Origin of the sequence: Autumnicola musiva (assembly GCF_031846585.1) — a bacterium.
Classification (GTDB): domain Bacteria; phylum Bacteroidota; class Bacteroidia; order Flavobacteriales; family Flavobacteriaceae; genus Autumnicola; species Autumnicola musiva.
The window spans coordinates 36,336-53,940 of sequence record NZ_JAVRHK010000003.1; the positions used below are offsets into that span (position 1 = coordinate 36,336).

13 protein-coding genes are annotated in these 17,605 nt (G+C 39.3%); 5 read left to right on the forward strand and 8 right to left on the reverse strand.

What is annotated here, in order from left to right; genetic code table 11:
* The first annotated feature begins 132 nt into the window (after nucleotides 1-132).
* The gene (locus RM539_RS04920; protein ID WP_311502320.1) at nucleotides 133-726 is read left to right on the forward strand and encodes an EF-hand domain-containing protein; all 594 of its coding nucleotides are present in this window, start codon (nucleotides 133-135) and stop codon (nucleotides 724-726) included.
* Nucleotides 727-1,055: 329 nt separating this feature from the next.
* Complete coding sequence (locus tag RM539_RS04925) at nucleotides 1,056-2,066, forward strand: 3-oxoacyl-ACP synthase III family protein (RefSeq protein ID WP_311502321.1); 1,011 nt, start codon at nucleotides 1,056-1,058, stop codon at nucleotides 2,064-2,066.
* A gap of 96 nt (nucleotides 2,067-2,162) precedes the next feature.
* On the opposite strand, the gene RM539_RS04930 is transcribed toward RM539_RS04925, so the two are convergent.
* The 5 genes from RM539_RS04930 to recG all read right to left on the reverse strand — a co-directional run bounded on the left by RM539_RS04930 (nucleotide 2,163) and on the right by recG (nucleotide 8,238).
* On the reverse strand, nucleotides 2,163-2,357 hold the full coding sequence (locus tag RM539_RS04930) for a hypothetical protein (protein ID WP_311502322.1): 195 nt from the start codon (nucleotides 2,355-2,357) through the stop codon (nucleotides 2,163-2,165).
* Nucleotides 2,350-2,595 (reverse strand): DUF2007 domain-containing protein, encoded by a 246-nt coding sequence (locus RM539_RS04935; RefSeq protein ID WP_311502323.1) that lies wholly within the window; start codon nucleotides 2,593-2,595, stop codon nucleotides 2,350-2,352. Before RM539_RS04935 ends, RM539_RS04930 begins: the two co-directional genes overlap by 8 nt.
* Before the next feature lie 74 nt (nucleotides 2,596-2,669).
* Entirely contained in the window at nucleotides 2,670-3,413 is a 744-nt protein-coding gene (locus RM539_RS04940; RefSeq protein ID WP_311502324.1) for a hypothetical protein, read from the reverse strand.
* 195 nt (nucleotides 3,414-3,608) lie between these two features.
* A complete protein-coding gene (pheT, locus tag RM539_RS04945) occupies nucleotides 3,609-6,035 on the reverse strand; it encodes a phenylalanine--tRNA ligase subunit beta (protein ID WP_311502325.1) in 2,427 nt (808 codons plus the stop codon).
* Between the two features lie 103 nt (nucleotides 6,036-6,138).
* Complete coding sequence (gene recG, locus RM539_RS04950) at nucleotides 6,139-8,238, reverse strand: ATP-dependent DNA helicase RecG (protein WP_311502326.1); 2,100 nt, start codon at nucleotides 8,236-8,238, stop codon at nucleotides 6,139-6,141.
* Between the two features lie 128 nt (nucleotides 8,239-8,366).
* Between recG and RM539_RS04955 the strand changes: the two genes are divergently transcribed.
* Both RM539_RS04955 and RM539_RS04960 read left to right on the forward strand, forming a co-directional pair.
* Nucleotides 8,367-10,484: a M1 family metallopeptidase gene (locus RM539_RS04955; protein ID WP_311502327.1), complete on the forward strand. Its 2,118-nt coding sequence runs from the start codon at nucleotides 8,367-8,369 to the stop codon at nucleotides 10,482-10,484.
* Between the two features lie 211 nt (nucleotides 10,485-10,695).
* The gene (locus RM539_RS04960) at nucleotides 10,696-11,622 is read left to right on the forward strand and encodes a patatin-like phospholipase family protein (RefSeq protein WP_311502328.1); all 927 of its coding nucleotides are present in this window, start codon (nucleotides 10,696-10,698) and stop codon (nucleotides 11,620-11,622) included.
* Here the strand turns inward: RM539_RS04960 and RM539_RS04965 are convergent.
* The 3 genes from RM539_RS04965 to RM539_RS04975 are packed head-to-tail and all read right to left on the reverse strand — an operon-like array spanning nucleotide 11,619 to nucleotide 15,041.
* Nucleotides 11,619-12,140 (reverse strand): DUF7935 family protein, encoded by a 522-nt coding sequence (locus RM539_RS04965; RefSeq protein WP_311502329.1) that lies wholly within the window; start codon nucleotides 12,138-12,140, stop codon nucleotides 11,619-11,621. The two genes, RM539_RS04960 and RM539_RS04965, sit on opposite strands and share 4 nt — an antisense overlap.
* Nucleotides 12,137-13,759 carry an FMN-binding glutamate synthase family protein gene (locus tag RM539_RS04970; RefSeq protein ID WP_311502330.1) on the reverse strand — a complete coding sequence of 541 codons (1,623 nt, stop codon included), beginning with the start codon at nucleotides 13,757-13,759 and terminating at the stop codon, nucleotides 12,137-12,139. Before RM539_RS04970 ends, RM539_RS04965 begins: the two co-directional genes overlap by 4 nt.
* Nucleotide 13,760: 1 nt before the next feature.
* Nucleotides 13,761-15,041: an amidohydrolase gene (locus tag RM539_RS04975; protein WP_432264610.1), complete on the reverse strand. Its 1,281-nt coding sequence runs from the start codon at nucleotides 15,039-15,041 to the stop codon at nucleotides 13,761-13,763.
* Nucleotides 15,042-15,252: 211 nt separating this feature from the next.
* Between RM539_RS04975 and RM539_RS04980 the strand changes: the two genes are divergently transcribed.
* A complete protein-coding gene (locus tag RM539_RS04980) occupies nucleotides 15,253-17,571 on the forward strand; it encodes an ATP-dependent helicase (protein WP_311502331.1) in 2,319 nt (772 codons plus the stop codon).
* Nucleotides 17,572-17,605 lie beyond the last annotated feature (34 nt).

Genomic DNA, 17,605 nt, shown 5'->3' on the forward strand with positions numbered 1-17,605 from the left:
ACAGCTATTCGGCGGTAAGTGTTACGGTTCTTACAAAAGCCATGTGTCTACTGTTAAACACTGATAAAGTGCTTTTTATGGGCTCTGCTATGTTATAAATTGCATACTTATTAACCATTTAAATATATTATTATGAAAACGAGAAATTTAAGCATAATGGGAGTATTCCTTTTCTTTTGCGCAATAGCAACCTCTCAGGAGTATGGTAATTATGATACCAATAGTGATGGTACCATGGATCGTAAGGAATTTGATAATCAGTATAACAACCAATATTCCAACTGGGATAGTAACAGCGATCAACAGGTAGATGATAGGGAATTCTATGATGCAACCTATAGCAGGGCAGATCAGGATGGGGATAACCGCCTCTCTGAAGAAGAATGGAATAAAGGCTATGACGATTTGTATGGAAATTATATGGATACAAATCAATACGATCAATTTGATGCTGATTCAGACGGTTATATAAATAATGACGAGTATTACAATGGATTCAGAAATACTGATTTTTATAGTAGTTACGATGCCGACCAAAGTGGAAGCCTTAACCAACAGGAGCTAAACGACGGAGTCTATAATAGTATGGATGCCAACAGGGATGGTTCTTTGGATGAGAAGGAATTTAATGCCACTGGTTCCTACTATAATACTACTGGAAACAATACCAGAGGCAGAAACAATGGAAACACCACTGGAGGCATGAATAATGGCAACAGGAACTAGGAATCATATTTTAAAAATTTTAAGGCCCGTAACAGCGGGCCTTTTTTTATTTTTCTATTGGAGCTTACCTTTAATAATAATTGGAAGAGAAATTTAGCGATTTAAATACTTCTATGAAAACAAAATGAAGTTATCCATTGGGTAATAATAGGTGATCCGCTTTATGGTGATAAAATTTTTGGCGTTATTCTCAAAATTCCGATCTTGATGATAATGGATTAATTCCAGTATATTTTACATAATCCTAATCTTTGCTATATTGCAACAATGGTATTTGCCGGAATTGCTGAAATCCATTAATCCTAATTCTAAACTTTAATTTAAAGAATATGTACCAATCCAAAATTGCCGGTTTGGGAACTTACCTTCCTGATAATGTCGTTACTAATGATGATCTTTCAAAGGTTATGGATACCAATGATGAATGGATCCAGGAAAGAACAGGCATAAAAAAAAGAAGGCATATCAAAAAAGGTGACGGAAATTCTACTGCTAAGATGGGAGTAAAGGCTTCTAAAATAGCAATTGAACGTTCAGGTATTTCTAAGGATGAGATAGAACTTATTGTTTTTGCTACTCTTAGCCCCGATTATTATTTTCCCGGCTGCGGAGTACAGGTACAGGAGATGCTGGATATAAAAACCTGTCCTGCCCTGGATGTGAGAAATCAGTGTAGCGGATTTATTTATGCTCTTTCTGTGGCAGATCAATTTATTAAGACAGGAATGTATAAAAATGTTCTTGTGATAGGAAGCGAGAACCATAGTGGAGGATTGGATATGTCCACCAGAGGGCGATCGGTTTCTGTTATTTTTGGAGACGGGGCAGGAGCAGCTGTACTTACCAGAAGTGACCATAATGGGGAAGGCATACTTTCAACTCATTTACATTCTGAAGGGAAACATGCCATGGAACTCTCTCTAAGAGGCCCAAGTACCAATCACTGGGTACCTGAAATTATAGCTGAAAATCCGCAAGGGGATGATATCCCATATTATCCATATATGAATGGCCAGTTTGTCTTTAAGAACGCGGTGGTTCGCTTTTCAGAAGTTATTCTGGAAGGTTTACATGCCAACGGTCTTGAAGTAGAAGATATTGATATGTTGATTCCTCATCAGGCAAATCTCAGGATTTCACAGTTTATTCAGCAGAAATTTAAGCTTAATGATGATCAGGTGCACAACAATATTCAGAAATATGGTAATACTACCGCAGCATCTATTCCTATAGCCTTAACAGAAGCCTGGGAAGAAGGAAAAATTAAAGAAGGAGATGTAGTGGTGTTGGCCGCTTTTGGAAGCGGATTTACCTGGGCCAGCGCGGTAATTCAGTGGTAATATAAGATTTTGAAGTAATCATTAAAAGATGAATTTTTTTAGAAGATACATATATGAAGATGTCTATAGAAGTTTAGCGGGTTTTATTGGTGCAGATTAAACTCCTTTGGAATACCGGTTTAAATCATAAATACCAAAAATTATGAATCCAACTGCCAGGACAATTCCGAATACATCTTTTTCCACCTCAAGCAGGCGATAATAAAGCCTGTAGCTCCCATATCCTATAAAAAGGATACCCAGCACCAGGTGCCAGATATTCCGGGACCTTCTTTGAGAATGATCATCCATTTTTAAAATCTTCAGGAAATGTGGTTCGGGCAATCTTATCAGCTTCCGGAAAATGATTTTTATCTACAAAAAGTAATATTTGTCCCCGTAATCCTCCCCCAAAACCGGCTCTTAAGCCTGAATCAAAATCATTCCTCACGCGGGAAGAAATACCCTGTTCTTTATATAATTCCTGCAAGTATTGCACATTGGTTTCAGAACCTGTATAAACATGTTCGTAAGTCTCGTCTGTACTCATTATTTTAGATGTTTTGTAACTAAAATACGAAGAAGAGGAATTACGGGCAGGAGTTTTATATAGAGTTTAACGTTCTATGCGTTATAATATTTACTGTTCCAGATTTCTGTGCTAAAATTTTTCCCTTTTTTAAAACCATAAAATAATGCAAGACCTGCAACCCACTTAAACATAAAGAAAAATATCATAAAAAATTCTGTAGTACTTGGTTCCGGAGTAAACAATCCGTCCGGTACCATCATGGTCAGTAAAAAACTTCCCAGCAGAAGTATGATTACAAAATTCTCCAGGGTTTTAAAAGGCCACATTAAGATTTTGCGAAAAGGATTAAGATCATTACCCCACTTATGGATTAAATAAAAATAATCGTTTCCAATAGGAGCCATTAGAAGCGGATCATCAGCATTTTCCAATTTAAAAAGTTTGGAGGGGGCTATAATTTTAAAACCTTTCAATGTAGTGTCTTGTTCCTTTTCCAGCCTCTTGATCTCCATCAAAGCTTCATAGGGAATTTCTCCCTTAAAATATTTCGTACTAAGAAACCTTAAGCGATAGAGCACACATATTTTTTCAATATCTGAAATATGAAATATACGGTTGGTTTCCAGTAGATCAATATTAAAATCATTTCCTTCAGCAACATTTCCATTATTCAAATTTTGAATAATTTCATGTTCTTTGGCTGTATCTGAATTAAATATTTCCTGAACCTGTTCCAGAATTTTCTCTTCCGGGATTCTTTTATTCCGGATTTTTAAAAGTTGATTTTCAAGATTGGTGCGAGGGAGCTTCAGCTTCATGTTCTTTTTCTTTAACATCCAGTACTAAATTAAGTATTAAGTTGAATATTCCAAATGTAAATTTTGCAGAAAAGGAAGATAACATTCTTGAAATGTGTTAATTGTGTGGTATGAGTCAGAATTAAGTCCTCCTGAATCATTTGCTAAATATTCATAATAAAAAAACCGCACACATAGGCACGGTTCTCTACATTATCTTAAGTAATTAGAATATTATCTAAGTTCAGCGTTTAGCTCTTTCTCAAAACGCTGCTGTAATTTATTCATCATCTTATCCACCTGCTTATCGGTGAGGGTTTTATTTTCATCCTGGAAAAGGAAGCTTACCGCATAACTCTTTTTTCCTTCCGGGAGACTGCTGCCCTGATAAACATCAAAAAGATTTACGGTTTTTAGCAATTTCTTTTCAGTTTGATAGGCAATATTTTCTATGTCTTCATATTTAACGCCGTTATCCAGCAGCAGTGCGAAATCTCTTCTTACCGCCGGATGTTTCGGAATACTACTGAATCTGGAATTTTGTGCTTTTACCAATTCCAGGATCGCATCCCAGTTAAAATCGGCATAAAGCACTTCCTGCCCGATATCAAAATGTTTAAGGACCGTTTTCTTCACTACGCCAAATTCTACCAGTTTAGATTTGCTGGAACTTAAAGCCATTCCTTCTGAAAGAATATCGGTTTTAGAAGAAGAAGGTTTTAATGAGTCAATCCCAAGTCTGCTGAAAACGCCCTGAACAATTCCTTTTAAATAGAAGAAATTACCAGTGCTTTCGGCAATGCTCCAGGATTCAGGATTTCTGTTGCCCGACACAAACAGGGAAAGATGTTTGTCTTCAACTCTTCCGCTCATATAGCTGTGATAAGTTTTTCCGAATTCAAAAAACTTCAGGTTGTTCTGCTTTCTGTTAATATTATAACTAACCGCCTCCAGGCCGGAAAAGAGCAAAGATTGCCGCATCACGCTTAGATCCTGGCTCAACGGGTTTAACATGGTTACGCTATGCTCTTCTTTTAGCTGTTCACTAAGGCTGAGGTATTCGGGAGAGGTTAGCGAATTGGCCATGGTTTCATGAAATCCCTGCCCCGCCAGTTGATTAGCAATAATGTTCTGCAATTTATAATCATCAAATTTGGAAGAATTGGAAACCGAAATCTTCAGTTTCTCGCCAAATTTGATATTGTTATAGCCGTACACCCTTAAAATCTCTTCAATAACATCAGATTCCCGCTGTACATCTACACGATAAGAAGGGATGGTTAGGCCCATTCCGGTTTCGGTAACATTATTTACCCTTATTTCCAAAGAAGCTAAAATAGATTTTATGGTCTCTTCCTGGAGGTTCTCCCCAATAAGTTTATTTACCTTTTCAAAGGTAAGGAATACCTGAAAATCTTCTATTTTCCTGGAGTAGATATCGCTTATATCACTGGTAATTTCCCCGCCGGCAATTTCCTGTATAAGGAGTGCAGCACGTTTTAGTGCATATTCTGTAATCCCGGGATCAATTCCTCTTTCAAATCTAAAAGAGGCATCGGTGTTCAATCCATGTCTTTTGGCTGTTTTTCGAACACTAACGGAATTAAAATAAGCACTTTCAAGGAAGATTTTTGTTGTAGTTTCAGAAACTCCACTATGTAAACCTCCAAAAACCCCGGCAATAGCCAGGGGTTTTTCATTATCACAAATCATTAAGTCTTCTTCATGAAGTTCTCTTTCCTCTTCATCTAAAGTGGTAAATTTTGTGCCTGCCGGAAGTGTCTTTACATGAATTTCATTTCCGCTAATTTTTGCAGCATCAAAAGCATGCAGGGGTTGGCCAAGTTCATGGAGAACATAATTGGTAGCATCTACTACATTATTTTTTGGAGTAATGCCAATAGCTTTAAGCCGGTTTTTTAACCATTCTGGGGAAGGCTGAATTTTTATGTCTGATATAGTTACTCCGCAATATCTTGGTGCAAGGCTGGAATTCTCTACATAAACAGGAATTTTAAGGCTGCGGCTGTCTACATGAAAGCTGCTAACTGAAGGAGTGATTAATTCCAGACTTTTGGTTTTCTGCTGATAACCGGCTTTTAGATCCCTGGCCACTCCCCAGTGACTCATGGCATCGGCACGGTTGGGGGTTAAGCCAATCTCAAAAACATAATCATTTTCAACTTCGAAAATTTCTGCAACGGGAGTTCCCGGCACCAGTTCATTATCCATTACCATTATGCCCTCGTGGCTGCCTCCGAGACCAATTTCTTTTTCTGAACAAATCATTCCGTAACTGAATTCACCCCGAATTTTTCCTTTTTTGATGGTCCATTCTTCGCCTGCTTCATCATAAAGAACAGTGCCTATGGTGGCAACAGGTACTTTTTGTCCGGCGGCAATATTTGGAGCCCCACATACAATTTGTACGTTTTCTCCGTTGCCCAGGTCCACATTGGTAAGATTCAGCCTGTCGGCATTCGGATGGGAATCACAACTTAAAACATGGCCTACAACTATACCTTCCAATCCTCCTTTAACGCTCTGGAATTTGCTTATGCCTTCTACTTCAAGTCCCAGGTCTGTAAGTAATTCTCCTGTTTCTTCAGGGTTTTCAGGAAGTTTGATAAATTGTTTCAGCCAGTTATATGAAATTTTCATCAGATTATTTTTTCAGTAGGCAAAGATAATATTACGAATGGTTTTGGCATAATCTGGTATCTGAATTTAAGAAGTACTTTTAAGCCGCTTATAATATTAAAAATCAGCTAATATAATTCCAGATATTTTTATGCTTTATCACCTGTGAATAGGTGTACTTAAGCACCTTATTTTTCTCCAGGGCAAGTTCCGGATCTTCTTTTAAAACCTTCATGGCATGATATCGTGCAACTTTTAGGATTTCGTTATCTTTAACAATATCTGCAATTTTCAGGTTCAAAACTCCGCTTTGCTGGGTGCCCATTAAATCACCCGGCCCACGCAGCTTTAAATCTACTTCAGCAATTTCGAACCCATCATTGGTTTGTACCATAGTTTGCAACCTGGTTTTGGAATCACTGGAAAGTTTATGGCCGGTCATCAAAATGCAAAAACTCTGTTCTGCACCACGGCCCACTCTTCCACGAAGCTGGTGCAGCTGGGATAAGCCAAAACGCTCTGCGCTTTCAATAATCATAACGCTGGCATTAGGCACATTTACGCCCACTTCAATTACAGTGGTAGCAACCATAATCTGGGTTTCGGCGCGTACAAACCGGTCCATTTCATAATCTTTATCGGCTGGTTTCATCTGCCCGTGCACTATAGAAATCTGATTATTCGGAAACTCCCTGGCAATACTTTCATAGCCATCCATCAGGTCCTTATAATCCATTTTTTCAGATTCCTGGATTAGCGGATAAACAATATAAACCTGCCTGCCTTTTTCAATTTCTTCCCTTATAAACCTGAAAACTTTTAGGCGGTTACTGTCGTAGCGGTGCACTGTTTTTATGGGTTTTCTTCCCGGAGGCAGCTCGTCTATAACCGAAATATCCAAATCTCCATACAGGCTCATGGCTAAAGTACGGGGGATGGGAGTGGCGGTCATTACCAGGATGTGCGGCGGGATATGGTTCTTTTTCCACAATTTTGATCTTTGTGCAACCCCAAAACGATGTTGTTCATCTATAATGGCAAGTCCCAGATTTTTAAATTTCACCTTGTCTTCCAACAGCGCATGAGTGCCTATTAAAATGTCAATTTCCCCGTTCTCCAGTTTTTCATGAATTTCTCTTCTTTCTGAAGTTTTGGAGGAACCGGTAAGCAGGTAAATACTGGTGTTTAAATCTTTACATAATTCAACTAACCCGTTGTAGTGCTGAACCGACAGAATTTCAGTGGGGGCCATTAAACAGGCCTGGAAGCCATTGTCCAGCGCGATGAACATAGACATCAATGCAACAATGGTTTTTCCTGAACCTACATCTCCCTGTAACAGGCGGTTCATTTGTGCTCCACTTCCCAGGTCACTTCGTATTTCCTTGATTACCCTTTTTTGAGCATTAGTCAGTTCAAAAGGTAAATGTTCTTTATAAAACTTTCCGAAATTTTTCCCAATCTGGTCAAATACAAATCCTTTTATTTTTTTCTTCTGAAGCAGGTTTTTGATGAGCAACTGCAACTGAATGTAAAAAAGTTCTTCAAACTTTAGTCGGAATTGAGCTTTTGCCAGCAGCTCCTGGCTCTTCGGAAAATGAACATTAAAAAGAGCTTCCTCTTTGGGAATAAGTTTTAATTCTTCCCTGATTTCATCGGTGAGTGTATCATAAAACCTTCCTTTGGTTTCCAGAAAAAGCTGTTGCATGACCTTATTGATCACCCGGTTGCTAACACCCCTTTTAGCCAGCATTTCAGTTGAAGGATACACCGGTTGCATGGCAGTGCGCAGTTGCTTTTTATATTCTTCCACCGGTTCCATCTCAGGATGCGGCATACTGAACATGCCGTTAAACCAGTTGGTTTTACCAAAAATCACATAAGGAGTGTTTAGTTTAAGGTTTTCCCTAATCCATTTTTGGCCTCTAAACCAAACCAGTTCCATTTTCCCGGTATCATCAACAAAATCGGCCACCAGCCTTTTGCCTCGTTTTTGTTCCACAGTTTTAATGTGAGTGATTTTTCCAACCACCTGTACTTCTGCAGAAGTCCTCTCCAGTTGACTGATCTTATAAAACCGGGTTTTATCCAGGTAGCGGTTTGGGAAAAAATTCAGCAAATCCTGATAGGTGTGGATGCCAAGTTCTTTACGTAGTAATCCTGCCCGGTTTGGGCCCACTCCTTTCAGGTAATCAATTGGCGTTTGCAGGATATTGGGATTCATGAAAACGAAGATATTAAATCCCTTTAAAACTGAAGGAAACTATATTTCTATTAATGCGGGTTTAGATTAAGAAAACTCTTTAAACATCACATATTTTGTATTTTAGCCTTCCATTACCAATTTTTAGAATGAAGAGATTTTTTTCAATCCTGACCTTGTTTTTTTTCCTGACAGGATTTTCCCAGAACAATGGTATTACAAATCAGCGGGAGCTGGTGGATTTCAAAAATGTGAATGCTACCATCAGTATTTTTCCTGAAGATAAAGAAGTAAAGGGCGAAGTAGAGTACATTTTTAGTATGCTTTCCCCTGCGGATTCTATTTTTATAGATGCTCAAAATATGGATTTTCAGCAGGTTATGCTTAACGGCAGCAAAGCTGGAATAAGAAATGACGGGAGTCGGCTTTGGATAAAATCTTCTTTTTCTCCTTCCGAAGAAAATAAAATAGAACTCCAGTACACTGCGCAGCCGTCACAAACCATGTATTTTATTAACTGGGACGAACCGGCAGGCGTGCAATCGCCCCGGCAGGTGTGGACGCAGGGGCAGGGAAGGTACACTTCGCACTGGCTCCCCAGTTTTGACGACCTGCAGGAAAAGGCAATTTTCGATATTAGTGTTCGTTTTCGGCGAGGTTATGAAGTGATGGCGAACGGGGTGCTTCAGGAAAAACAAATCTTAGGTGATTCTTTAACCGAATGGAAATTCGATATGGAGAAGCCTATGAGCAGTTACCTTGTTGCCATTGCTGCGGGAGATTATCGTAAAGAAGAATTAATTACAGCTTCCGGCATAAAGATGCAGCTTTTTTATCAGCCTGAAGATTCGTTGAAGGTGGAGCCTACATATCGCTATTCCAAAGAAATTTTTGATTTTCTGGAAAGGGAAATCGGCGTAGCTTATCCCTGGCAAAATTACAAGCAAATCCCGGTTCAGGATTTTCTCTATGCCGGAATGGAAAATACCGGTACCACAATTTTTTCAAATATCCTTGTGGTGGATTCCATTGGCTTTAAAGATCGCAATTACGTAAATGTAAATGCCCATGAACTGGCGCACCAGTGGTTTGGCAACCTGGTAACCGAAAAAGAAAGCCGGGATCACTGGCTGCATGAAGGTTTTGCTACTTTTTATGCCCTGTTAGCTGAAAAGGAAATCTTTGGAGAAGACTATTATTACTGGAAATTATATGAATCTGCCGAGCAATTAAAACAAATGAGTGACAGCGGAGAAGGTGAGGCGGTAATGAATCCCAGAGCCAGCTCGCTTACCTTTTATCAGAAAGGAGCCTGGGCTTTGCATATTTTAAGGGAAAAAGTAGGGGATGAGGCATTTCGCCAGGCGGTACAGAATTATCTTGAATTATATAAATTCCAAACCGTTGCTACCGAGAATTTTATTGCTGAAGTGGAAAAGACTTCCGGGCAGGACCTTTCCGATTTTATCGATAACTGGTTGAAACAATCTGCTTTCAAAGCCAATGCCGCACTTAATTCTTTAAAGGAATCTGAGTTTATCAGGAATTATCTTGAAATTGCGGGTTTAAGGGAAGTGACTTTGGAGCAAAAATACAGTCAGTTGGACCAGGCACTTAGTTTTCCGGTTAATGATTACATAGGCCAGGAAGTGGTTTATCAGTTAGCAGGAAATAATTCACCTGAAGCACTACGGCTTTACAAGAAAGCTTTTGAAACCAATAATCTTTATGTTCGACAGGCTATTGCCACGAGTTTGCAAAAAATTCCTTCAGAATTAAAAGACAGGTATGAATCCCTTCTTAAGGATAATTCTTATGTCACTATAGAAACCGCGCTTTACAATCTCTGGATGCAGTTTCCTGAAGATCGTAAATCTTACCTGGAAGCCACAGAGGGGATTACCGGATTTATGGATAAAAATGTGGAAACGCTTTGGCTGGCTTTAAATCTGGCAACTCCCAATTTCAGGCCGAAAAACAAACAGGAGGTTTTAGATAAATTAACCGGTTATACTGCTCCCCACCATCATTTTCAAACCCGGCAAAACGCTTTTGGTTATCTGTACCAACTCAACACATTTACCCCTGAAAATTTAAAGGATCTCATGGCAGGAACACAGCATCAAACTTATAGTTTCCGCAATTACTGCCGGGAATTGCTGGAGGAGCTTCTAAATAAAGAGCAATTCAAAAATATGCTCCTGGATTTGCAGGAAAGCCTTCCGCAGAAGCAGCAGGAATTTCTTCAAAATAAGCTGGCGCAGTAGTTGTGGTATTTCGTAAACGAAATAAAGGTGAACAATTAACAGGAAAGTACGCGGCAGTAATAAGCAGGATATTATTAATTTCTATTATACTCCTGCAGTTATAACTACGAATTCCTTTATTTTTGATGAGCAGAAGATGAAAATGTTGGAAGAAAAGTGCTTACAACTTTGCTAAACTTATGAATGAAGAACTTAATCAAATAGAACCTTAATGCGGGCATTGGTAATTTCAGGAGGAGGCAGTAAGGGAGCTTTTGCCGGAGGAGTGGCGCAGTATTTAATTGAAGAGGAAAAGAAGAAATACGACCTGTTTCTGGGAACATCAACAGGAAGTTTGCTGATTCCTCACCTGGCCAGTGGGAATGTTGAAAAAGTTCATGATATTTACACTAACGTAAACCAGAATAAAATTTTCAGTGTAAATCCATTTATAGTGAAAAAAAAGGATGGCCGGGAGTATGTGACCATCAATTACTTCAATATGTTCTGGCAGTTTATAAAGCGAAAACGCACCTTTGGAGAGAGTAAAAATTTAAAGAAACATATTCGGCTTCATTTTTCCGAAGAAGATTTTGCAGGGCTTAAGGCAAAAGTGAAAGATGTTGTGGTTACCGTTTCCAATCTTTCCAAAAACCGGGTGGAATATAAATCTATCCATGATTTTTCTTACAATGATTTTTGTGATTGGATCTGGATAAGCTGCAATTATATTCCTTTTATGAGCCTTGCTGAAAAAGATGGTTATGAATATGCCGATGGGGGGCTGGGTTGTGTGGTACCCATAAGGGAAGCCATTAAACGTGGCGCAAAAGAAGTAGATGCTATTATTCTTGAGGCTGAAAATATGGAATATAACAAGGTGCTTGGGAAAAACCCTTTTTCTTTAATGCTCAATCTCTTTGGATTTTTACTGGACCAGGTGGAATATCATGATATTGTTGAAGGAAAACTGGCAGCCCTTAATAAGCAGGTGAAACTGAATATTTATTACACACCCACAAAACTCACTGAAAATTCTTTGGTTTTCAATAAAAAAGCAATGACTGAGTGGTGGCAGGAAGGTTTTGAATATGCCAAAAAACGTGATGAGCAAAACCGGAAAAAATCAAGGGGATTCTTCAGGTTATTTTCCTTTTAAATAATATTTCTTACCTCCCGTTTAATAAAAGCAAGAGCAGCGTCTGTAGGCGCAGGTTTTTCCATTAATGCCGTGAGAATAACTTCTTTGAGTTTATCGGGATTATCTACTTTTTCCTGTGTACTGGCTTTTCTAATAAGGCCTATAGTGGCATTTTTAGCGGTTTTAATATAGTCCCAGCAATCGGCACTTAGGTAAATCTGCTGCGCGAGATTATGATCAAATTCCTGTTCAATAGTATTAATAACAAGGCTGGCGTAGGATTTGGCATCTTCACTCACCGGTGTTACCCTGAACAGGATTTTTCCGGGGGAAATGCGTTCCAAAAAGAGAGTCATTCGCTCGTAAGCCTGAAGTTTTAACGGTAGAGCGGTTTTTTGATTTTCCCGTTGAATAAGAAACCTTCTTCTTAGATCTTCATTTTTGGAATTGGTATGAAAAAAATAAAAAGCAAGCCCGCCAACTACAAGGGCGGGAAGTATGCTGAAAAGTAAAAAAGTAAATTCTGATTCTATCATTTCTCCTTATGGTAAACTGCAGTGTCTTCTGTTTCTGCTTCTTTAGTTTCTACATTTTTGGAATTATGAAATCCGCCAAGGTAAGGCGATTCAAGGTGTTCCTTAACAGAGGTGAAAGGTACTTCTTCTTTATGGTATGTAAAAGTGGCTGCTAAAGATTTTGCCAGATTCCTGTCACTCAGGTTAATTTCAACGTCATCCATAGTAAACTGGCATGGATGTTCGTAACCACAGGCGTGGCATAATTCCAGTAATTCCTTCCGAAATTTTACAAAATAATAGTTTACTCTCTTTGCTTTATCTTTTATGTTAATGCCGGATTGCAGCCATTTATTCTGAGTGGCAATTCCGGTTGGGCAGGTATTATTGTGGCAGGATTGCGCTTGTATACAGCCAATACTCATCATAGCTTCCCTGGCAACATTCACACAATCTGCACCCATGGCGAAGGCCATTGCGGCTTTTGCCGGAAAACCCAGTTTACCACTTGCAATAAAAACAATCCTGTTGGTGATCCCCTGGTCCAGAAAGATCTTATACACCTTTGTAAATGCATAAATCCAGGGCAGGGAAACATGATCGGCAAAGCTTGGAGGAGCCGCTCCCGTACCACCTTCACCACCATCAATACTGATAAAATCGGGACCTTTTCCCGAAGCCTGCATTTTTTCAGCTAATTCTTCCCATTGTTCAAGTTTTCCCACTGCCGATTTAATTCCAACCGGCAGACCGGTTTCTTCAGCAATATCTTCTATAAATTGTAGCAGCCCGTCCAGTCCCTCAAAAGCAGAGTGGAAAGGAGGGGAAAGCACATCTTTTCCTAAAGGAATATTACGGATATTTGCGATTTCCTTACTTATTTTTGAAGCAGGTAAAACTCCTCCCTTTCCTGGTTTTGCCCCCTGCGATAATTTTATTTCTATTGCCCTTATCTGCGGATTTTCTTCTACCATTTTTACAAGGTTTTCCATGCTGAAGTTCCCTTCATCGTCTCTAACTCCAAAATAGGCTGTGCCAATTTGGAAGACCACATCTGCTCCTTTTTTATGATAAGGTGATAATCCGCCTTCTCCGGTGTTATGGTAAGCGCCGGCTTCCTTACAGCCTTCATTCAGGCTCTCTATAGCCCGGGCAGATAAGGACCCAAAGCTCATCGCGGAAACATTAATAATCGAGGCCGGGCGAAAAGGTCTTCTCCTTTTATTAAAAGATCCCATTACCTTGGCACAGGCAATAAAATTGGGGTCTTCATGATTGGGATGATCCTTTTTCATTTTGAAAGGCATCATGGCATTATTCACGAAAATGTACTGATTTTCATATATATCCTGATCGGTTCCAAAACCCTCGTAATTGTTTTCATTCTTGGACGAAGCATAAATCCAGCCCCTTTCGCTCCGGTTAAAAGGCCTTTCTTCCCGGTTGCTTGCCACAATATACTGCCTAAGCTCGGGGCCTACACTCTCAAGAAAATACCGCAGATTCCCAATCACGGGAAAATTATGTTTGATTATATGGGATTTATTAAAAAGTATATCTTTAATTCCTACCAGTGCGATAAATATTAAAATCCATCCCCACCAGCTTATTGCTCCCAAAAGAGAAAAAACTGTATCCATTTTATTGCTGATTTAAATAATCTATAGCTAATTGCGACATCGCTTTTAATCCTAAAACAAGTCCGCTTTCATCAATATAAAAATCAGGAGTATGATGCGGTGCAGCTTCTGTAGAATTTAAGGGTTTTCCGCCAAGAAAAAAATATAATCCCGGAACTTTTTCCTGAAAAAATGAAAAATCTTCGCCTCCGGTAGTGGCTTTGACTAATTTTACATTTTCGTTACCCGCAACTTTTTTAAGGCTTGGCAGCATTTTTTCAGTTAGTTCAATATCATTGTAGGTAATGGATGTTTTATTTTCAATTTCTATGCTTGCCTTAGCTCCGTAAGCTTCAGCAAGGGCCGGTACCATTTCCTTCATTCTTCTTAAAATAAGTTCTTTCATAGCGGGATCTAAAGTCCTGATTGTTCCAATCATTTCCACTGTTTCAGGTATAATATTGAAACGCACACCACCGGAAATTTTTCCTACTGTAATTACGGCAGCGGCATCTGTAAGTTTGCTTTCCCGGCTAATGATGGTTTGGAGACCGTCTGTAATTTTTGCTGAAATCATTACCGGGTCCACTCCGGACCACGGTTGTGAACCGTGTGTTTGCTTACCCTGTACATTTATTACGAAGCGTTCAACTGCAGCCATAATGCCTTCAGGTTTGTAGGTAATGGTTCCCACGGGAACTTCAGAATCTATATGAAGGCCAAAAATGGCATCTACATCTGGATTTTTAAGGACGCCTTCCTTAATCATTAAAGCTGCACCACCTTCTTCTCCCGGAGGCGCTCCCTCTTCCGCAGGCTGAAAAATAAATTTAACCGTGCCGTTAATTTTATCTTTGTGTTTCGAGAGTACTTCGGCTACCCCCATTAAAATTGCCGTATGCGTATCGTGGCCGCAGGCATGCATTACCCCTGTTTCCGAACCCAGGAATTGTGTAGTCACTTCAGATTTAAATGGCAGGTTATTCCTTTCAGTTACCGGCAAGGCATCAATATCGGCACGAAGCCCTACTGTTTTTCCTTCATTTTTACCTTTCAGAATTCCCACCACTCCGGTTTTGCCAACCTTGGTTTCCACTTCCAGTCCCAGCCGGTTGAGGTGCGCCGAGATTTTTTCCGCAGTTTTGAATTCCCGGTTAGAAAGTTCAGGGTGTTCGTGAATGTCCCGGCGCCATTCAATAACTTTATCTTCAATGGCCTCTATATCATTGTTAAAGTCAGTTTGGGAATGTGCTGTTAATTGCATGCAAAGGCAAAAAAACAACAAGATGTATTTGTATTTCATATTATAATATTTATTGATGGGAAAGATTTTACTAATGATTAAATATGGTCGTTCCAAAGTGCAAAAGCAGAAAAAATGCACTTTGTCCAAGATATTTAAAAAATAAGCTAATTCATAATTCCGGCTTTAGGTTTTGTTGGTAAGAAGCTCATGCAGGTTTTTTATAACCATGTTTTTTTAAGTAAATTCACGCCTTAAAACAGGAGGAAATTTGGAATCATATTTAGCTGAATTAAACGATGCGCAGCGGGAGCCGGTGCTGCAAAAAGACGGTGCAATGATTGTGATTGCCGGGGCCGGCTCGGGTAAAACCAGGGTGCTTACATACCGTATCGCTTACCTGATGAGCAAGGGAGTAGACCCTTTTAATATTCTTTCGCTCACTTTTACCAATAAGGCAGCCCGTGAAATGAAAAACAGGATTTCTAAAATTGTAGGCAGCAGCGAAGCTAAAAATTTGTGGATGGGAACATTCCATTCCATATTTGCAAAAATTTTACGGTTTGAAGCCGAAAAACTTGGTTACCCTTCAAATTTTACCATTTACGATACACAGGATTCGCAGAGTGTCATTAGGGCAGTTATAAAAGATATGCGTCTGGACAAGGATGTTTATAAATATAAGCAGGTTTATAATCGTATTTCTTCTTTTAAAAACAGCCTTATAACGGTAAAAGCATATTTCCAGAATGGTGAACTACAGGAAGCGGATGCGATGTCTAAAAAACCCAGAATGGGAGAAATTTATCAGGCTTATGTAGACAGGTGTTTTAAGGCAGGTGCGATGGATTTTGACGATTTACTGCTGAAGACTAATGAGCTTTTAAATCGTTTTCCTGAAGTACTTCAGAAATATCAGAACAGGTTCAGGTATATTCTGGTAGATGAGTATCAGGATACCAACCACTCGCAATATCTTATCGTGAAGGCACTTTCAGATAAATTTCAGAATATATGCGTTGTGGGTGATGATGCTCAGAGTATTTATGCCTTCCGCGGGGCGAATATCAATAACATTCTGAATTTTCAAAAAGATTATGACGATGTGCAAATGTACCGCCTGGAACAGAATTATCGTTCCACTAAAAATATTGTGAATGCGGCAAATTCCATAATTGATAAAAATAAGACCAAGCTTGAGAAAGTGGTTTGGACCGATAATGACGAAGGTCCAAAAATTGTGGTTAACAGGTTGCTCACCGATGGTGAGGAAGGAAGGTTTGTGGCCAGCTCTATTTTTGAAACCAAAATGCAGAATCAATTATCCAATAGTGATTTTGCTATTTTATACCGAACCAATGCACAGAGCCGGGCGATGGAGGATGCACTTCGGAAAAAAGAAATTCCCTACAGAATTTATGGCGGACTTTCATTTTATCAACGCAAGGAAATAAAGGATGTTCTATCATATCTACGATTATTAATGAATCCTAAGGATGAAGAAGCATTAAAGCGGGTAATTAATTACCCTGCCCGTGGTATTGGTCAAACTACTATGGATAGATTGAATATTGCTGCAAACCAATACGAAAAGTCGCTTTTTGAGGTAATTGAAAATCTGGACCATCTGGACCTGAAGATTAACAGCAGTACGCGCAGTAAGCTTCAGAATTTTGTAAACATGATCAAAAGTTTCACTATCCTCAGCCAGAATGCCGATGCTTTTGTGGTGGCCGATACCGTAACAAAAAAAACGGGGCTTGTTCAGGAAATGAAAAAGGATGGGACACCGGAGGGAATAGCCAGAATTGAAAATATTGAAGAGCTGTTAAATGGTATCAGGGATTTTGTGGAAGGGCAGAAGGAGCTGGCAGATTCTACAGGCTCCCTTGCCGAATTTCTTGAAGACGTAGCCCTGGCTACCGATATGGATAAAGATACTTCAGATGAAGACCGGGTGGCGTTAATGACCATTCATCTCGCTAAAGGTTTGGAGTTTCCTTATGTATATATAGTTGGCCTTGAAGAAGATCTTTTCCCTTCAGCAATGAGCATGAATACCCGAAGCGAACTGGAGGAAGAGCGCCGTCTTTTTTATGTGGCCTTAACAAGAGCCGAAAATCAGGCTTATCTTACCTATACGCAATCACGCTACCGCTGGGGTAAACTGGTAGATGCGGAGCCAAGCCGGTTTATAGAAGAAATAGACGATAAATTTTTAGATTATATGATTCCGCAGGATGATTATAAATATAAGCCGCTGATCGATACCGATATTTTTGGGGAAGTAGATAAAAGTAAATTACGGCAAAACAAACCTAAAAATGGTACTCCGCCTCCTGCCCATAAACCTACTGAACAACAACTTAGAAAACTTCGGAAATTAAAACCTGCCTCGCCCGAACCTGTAAAAGCAACAAAATCGGTAAATTTATCTGCCGGGAATGAGGTGGAGCACATGCGCTTCGGAAAAGGTAAAGTACTGAAGATTGAAGGAATAGGACAGGACCAGAAAGCGGAAATAGATTTTGAGAACGGTGGAATAAAAAAACTACTGCTTAGATTTGCAAAGTTAAAGGTGTTATCTTAAACTTATCTTCAGTTAAACTTCTGTTAGAGAGTAT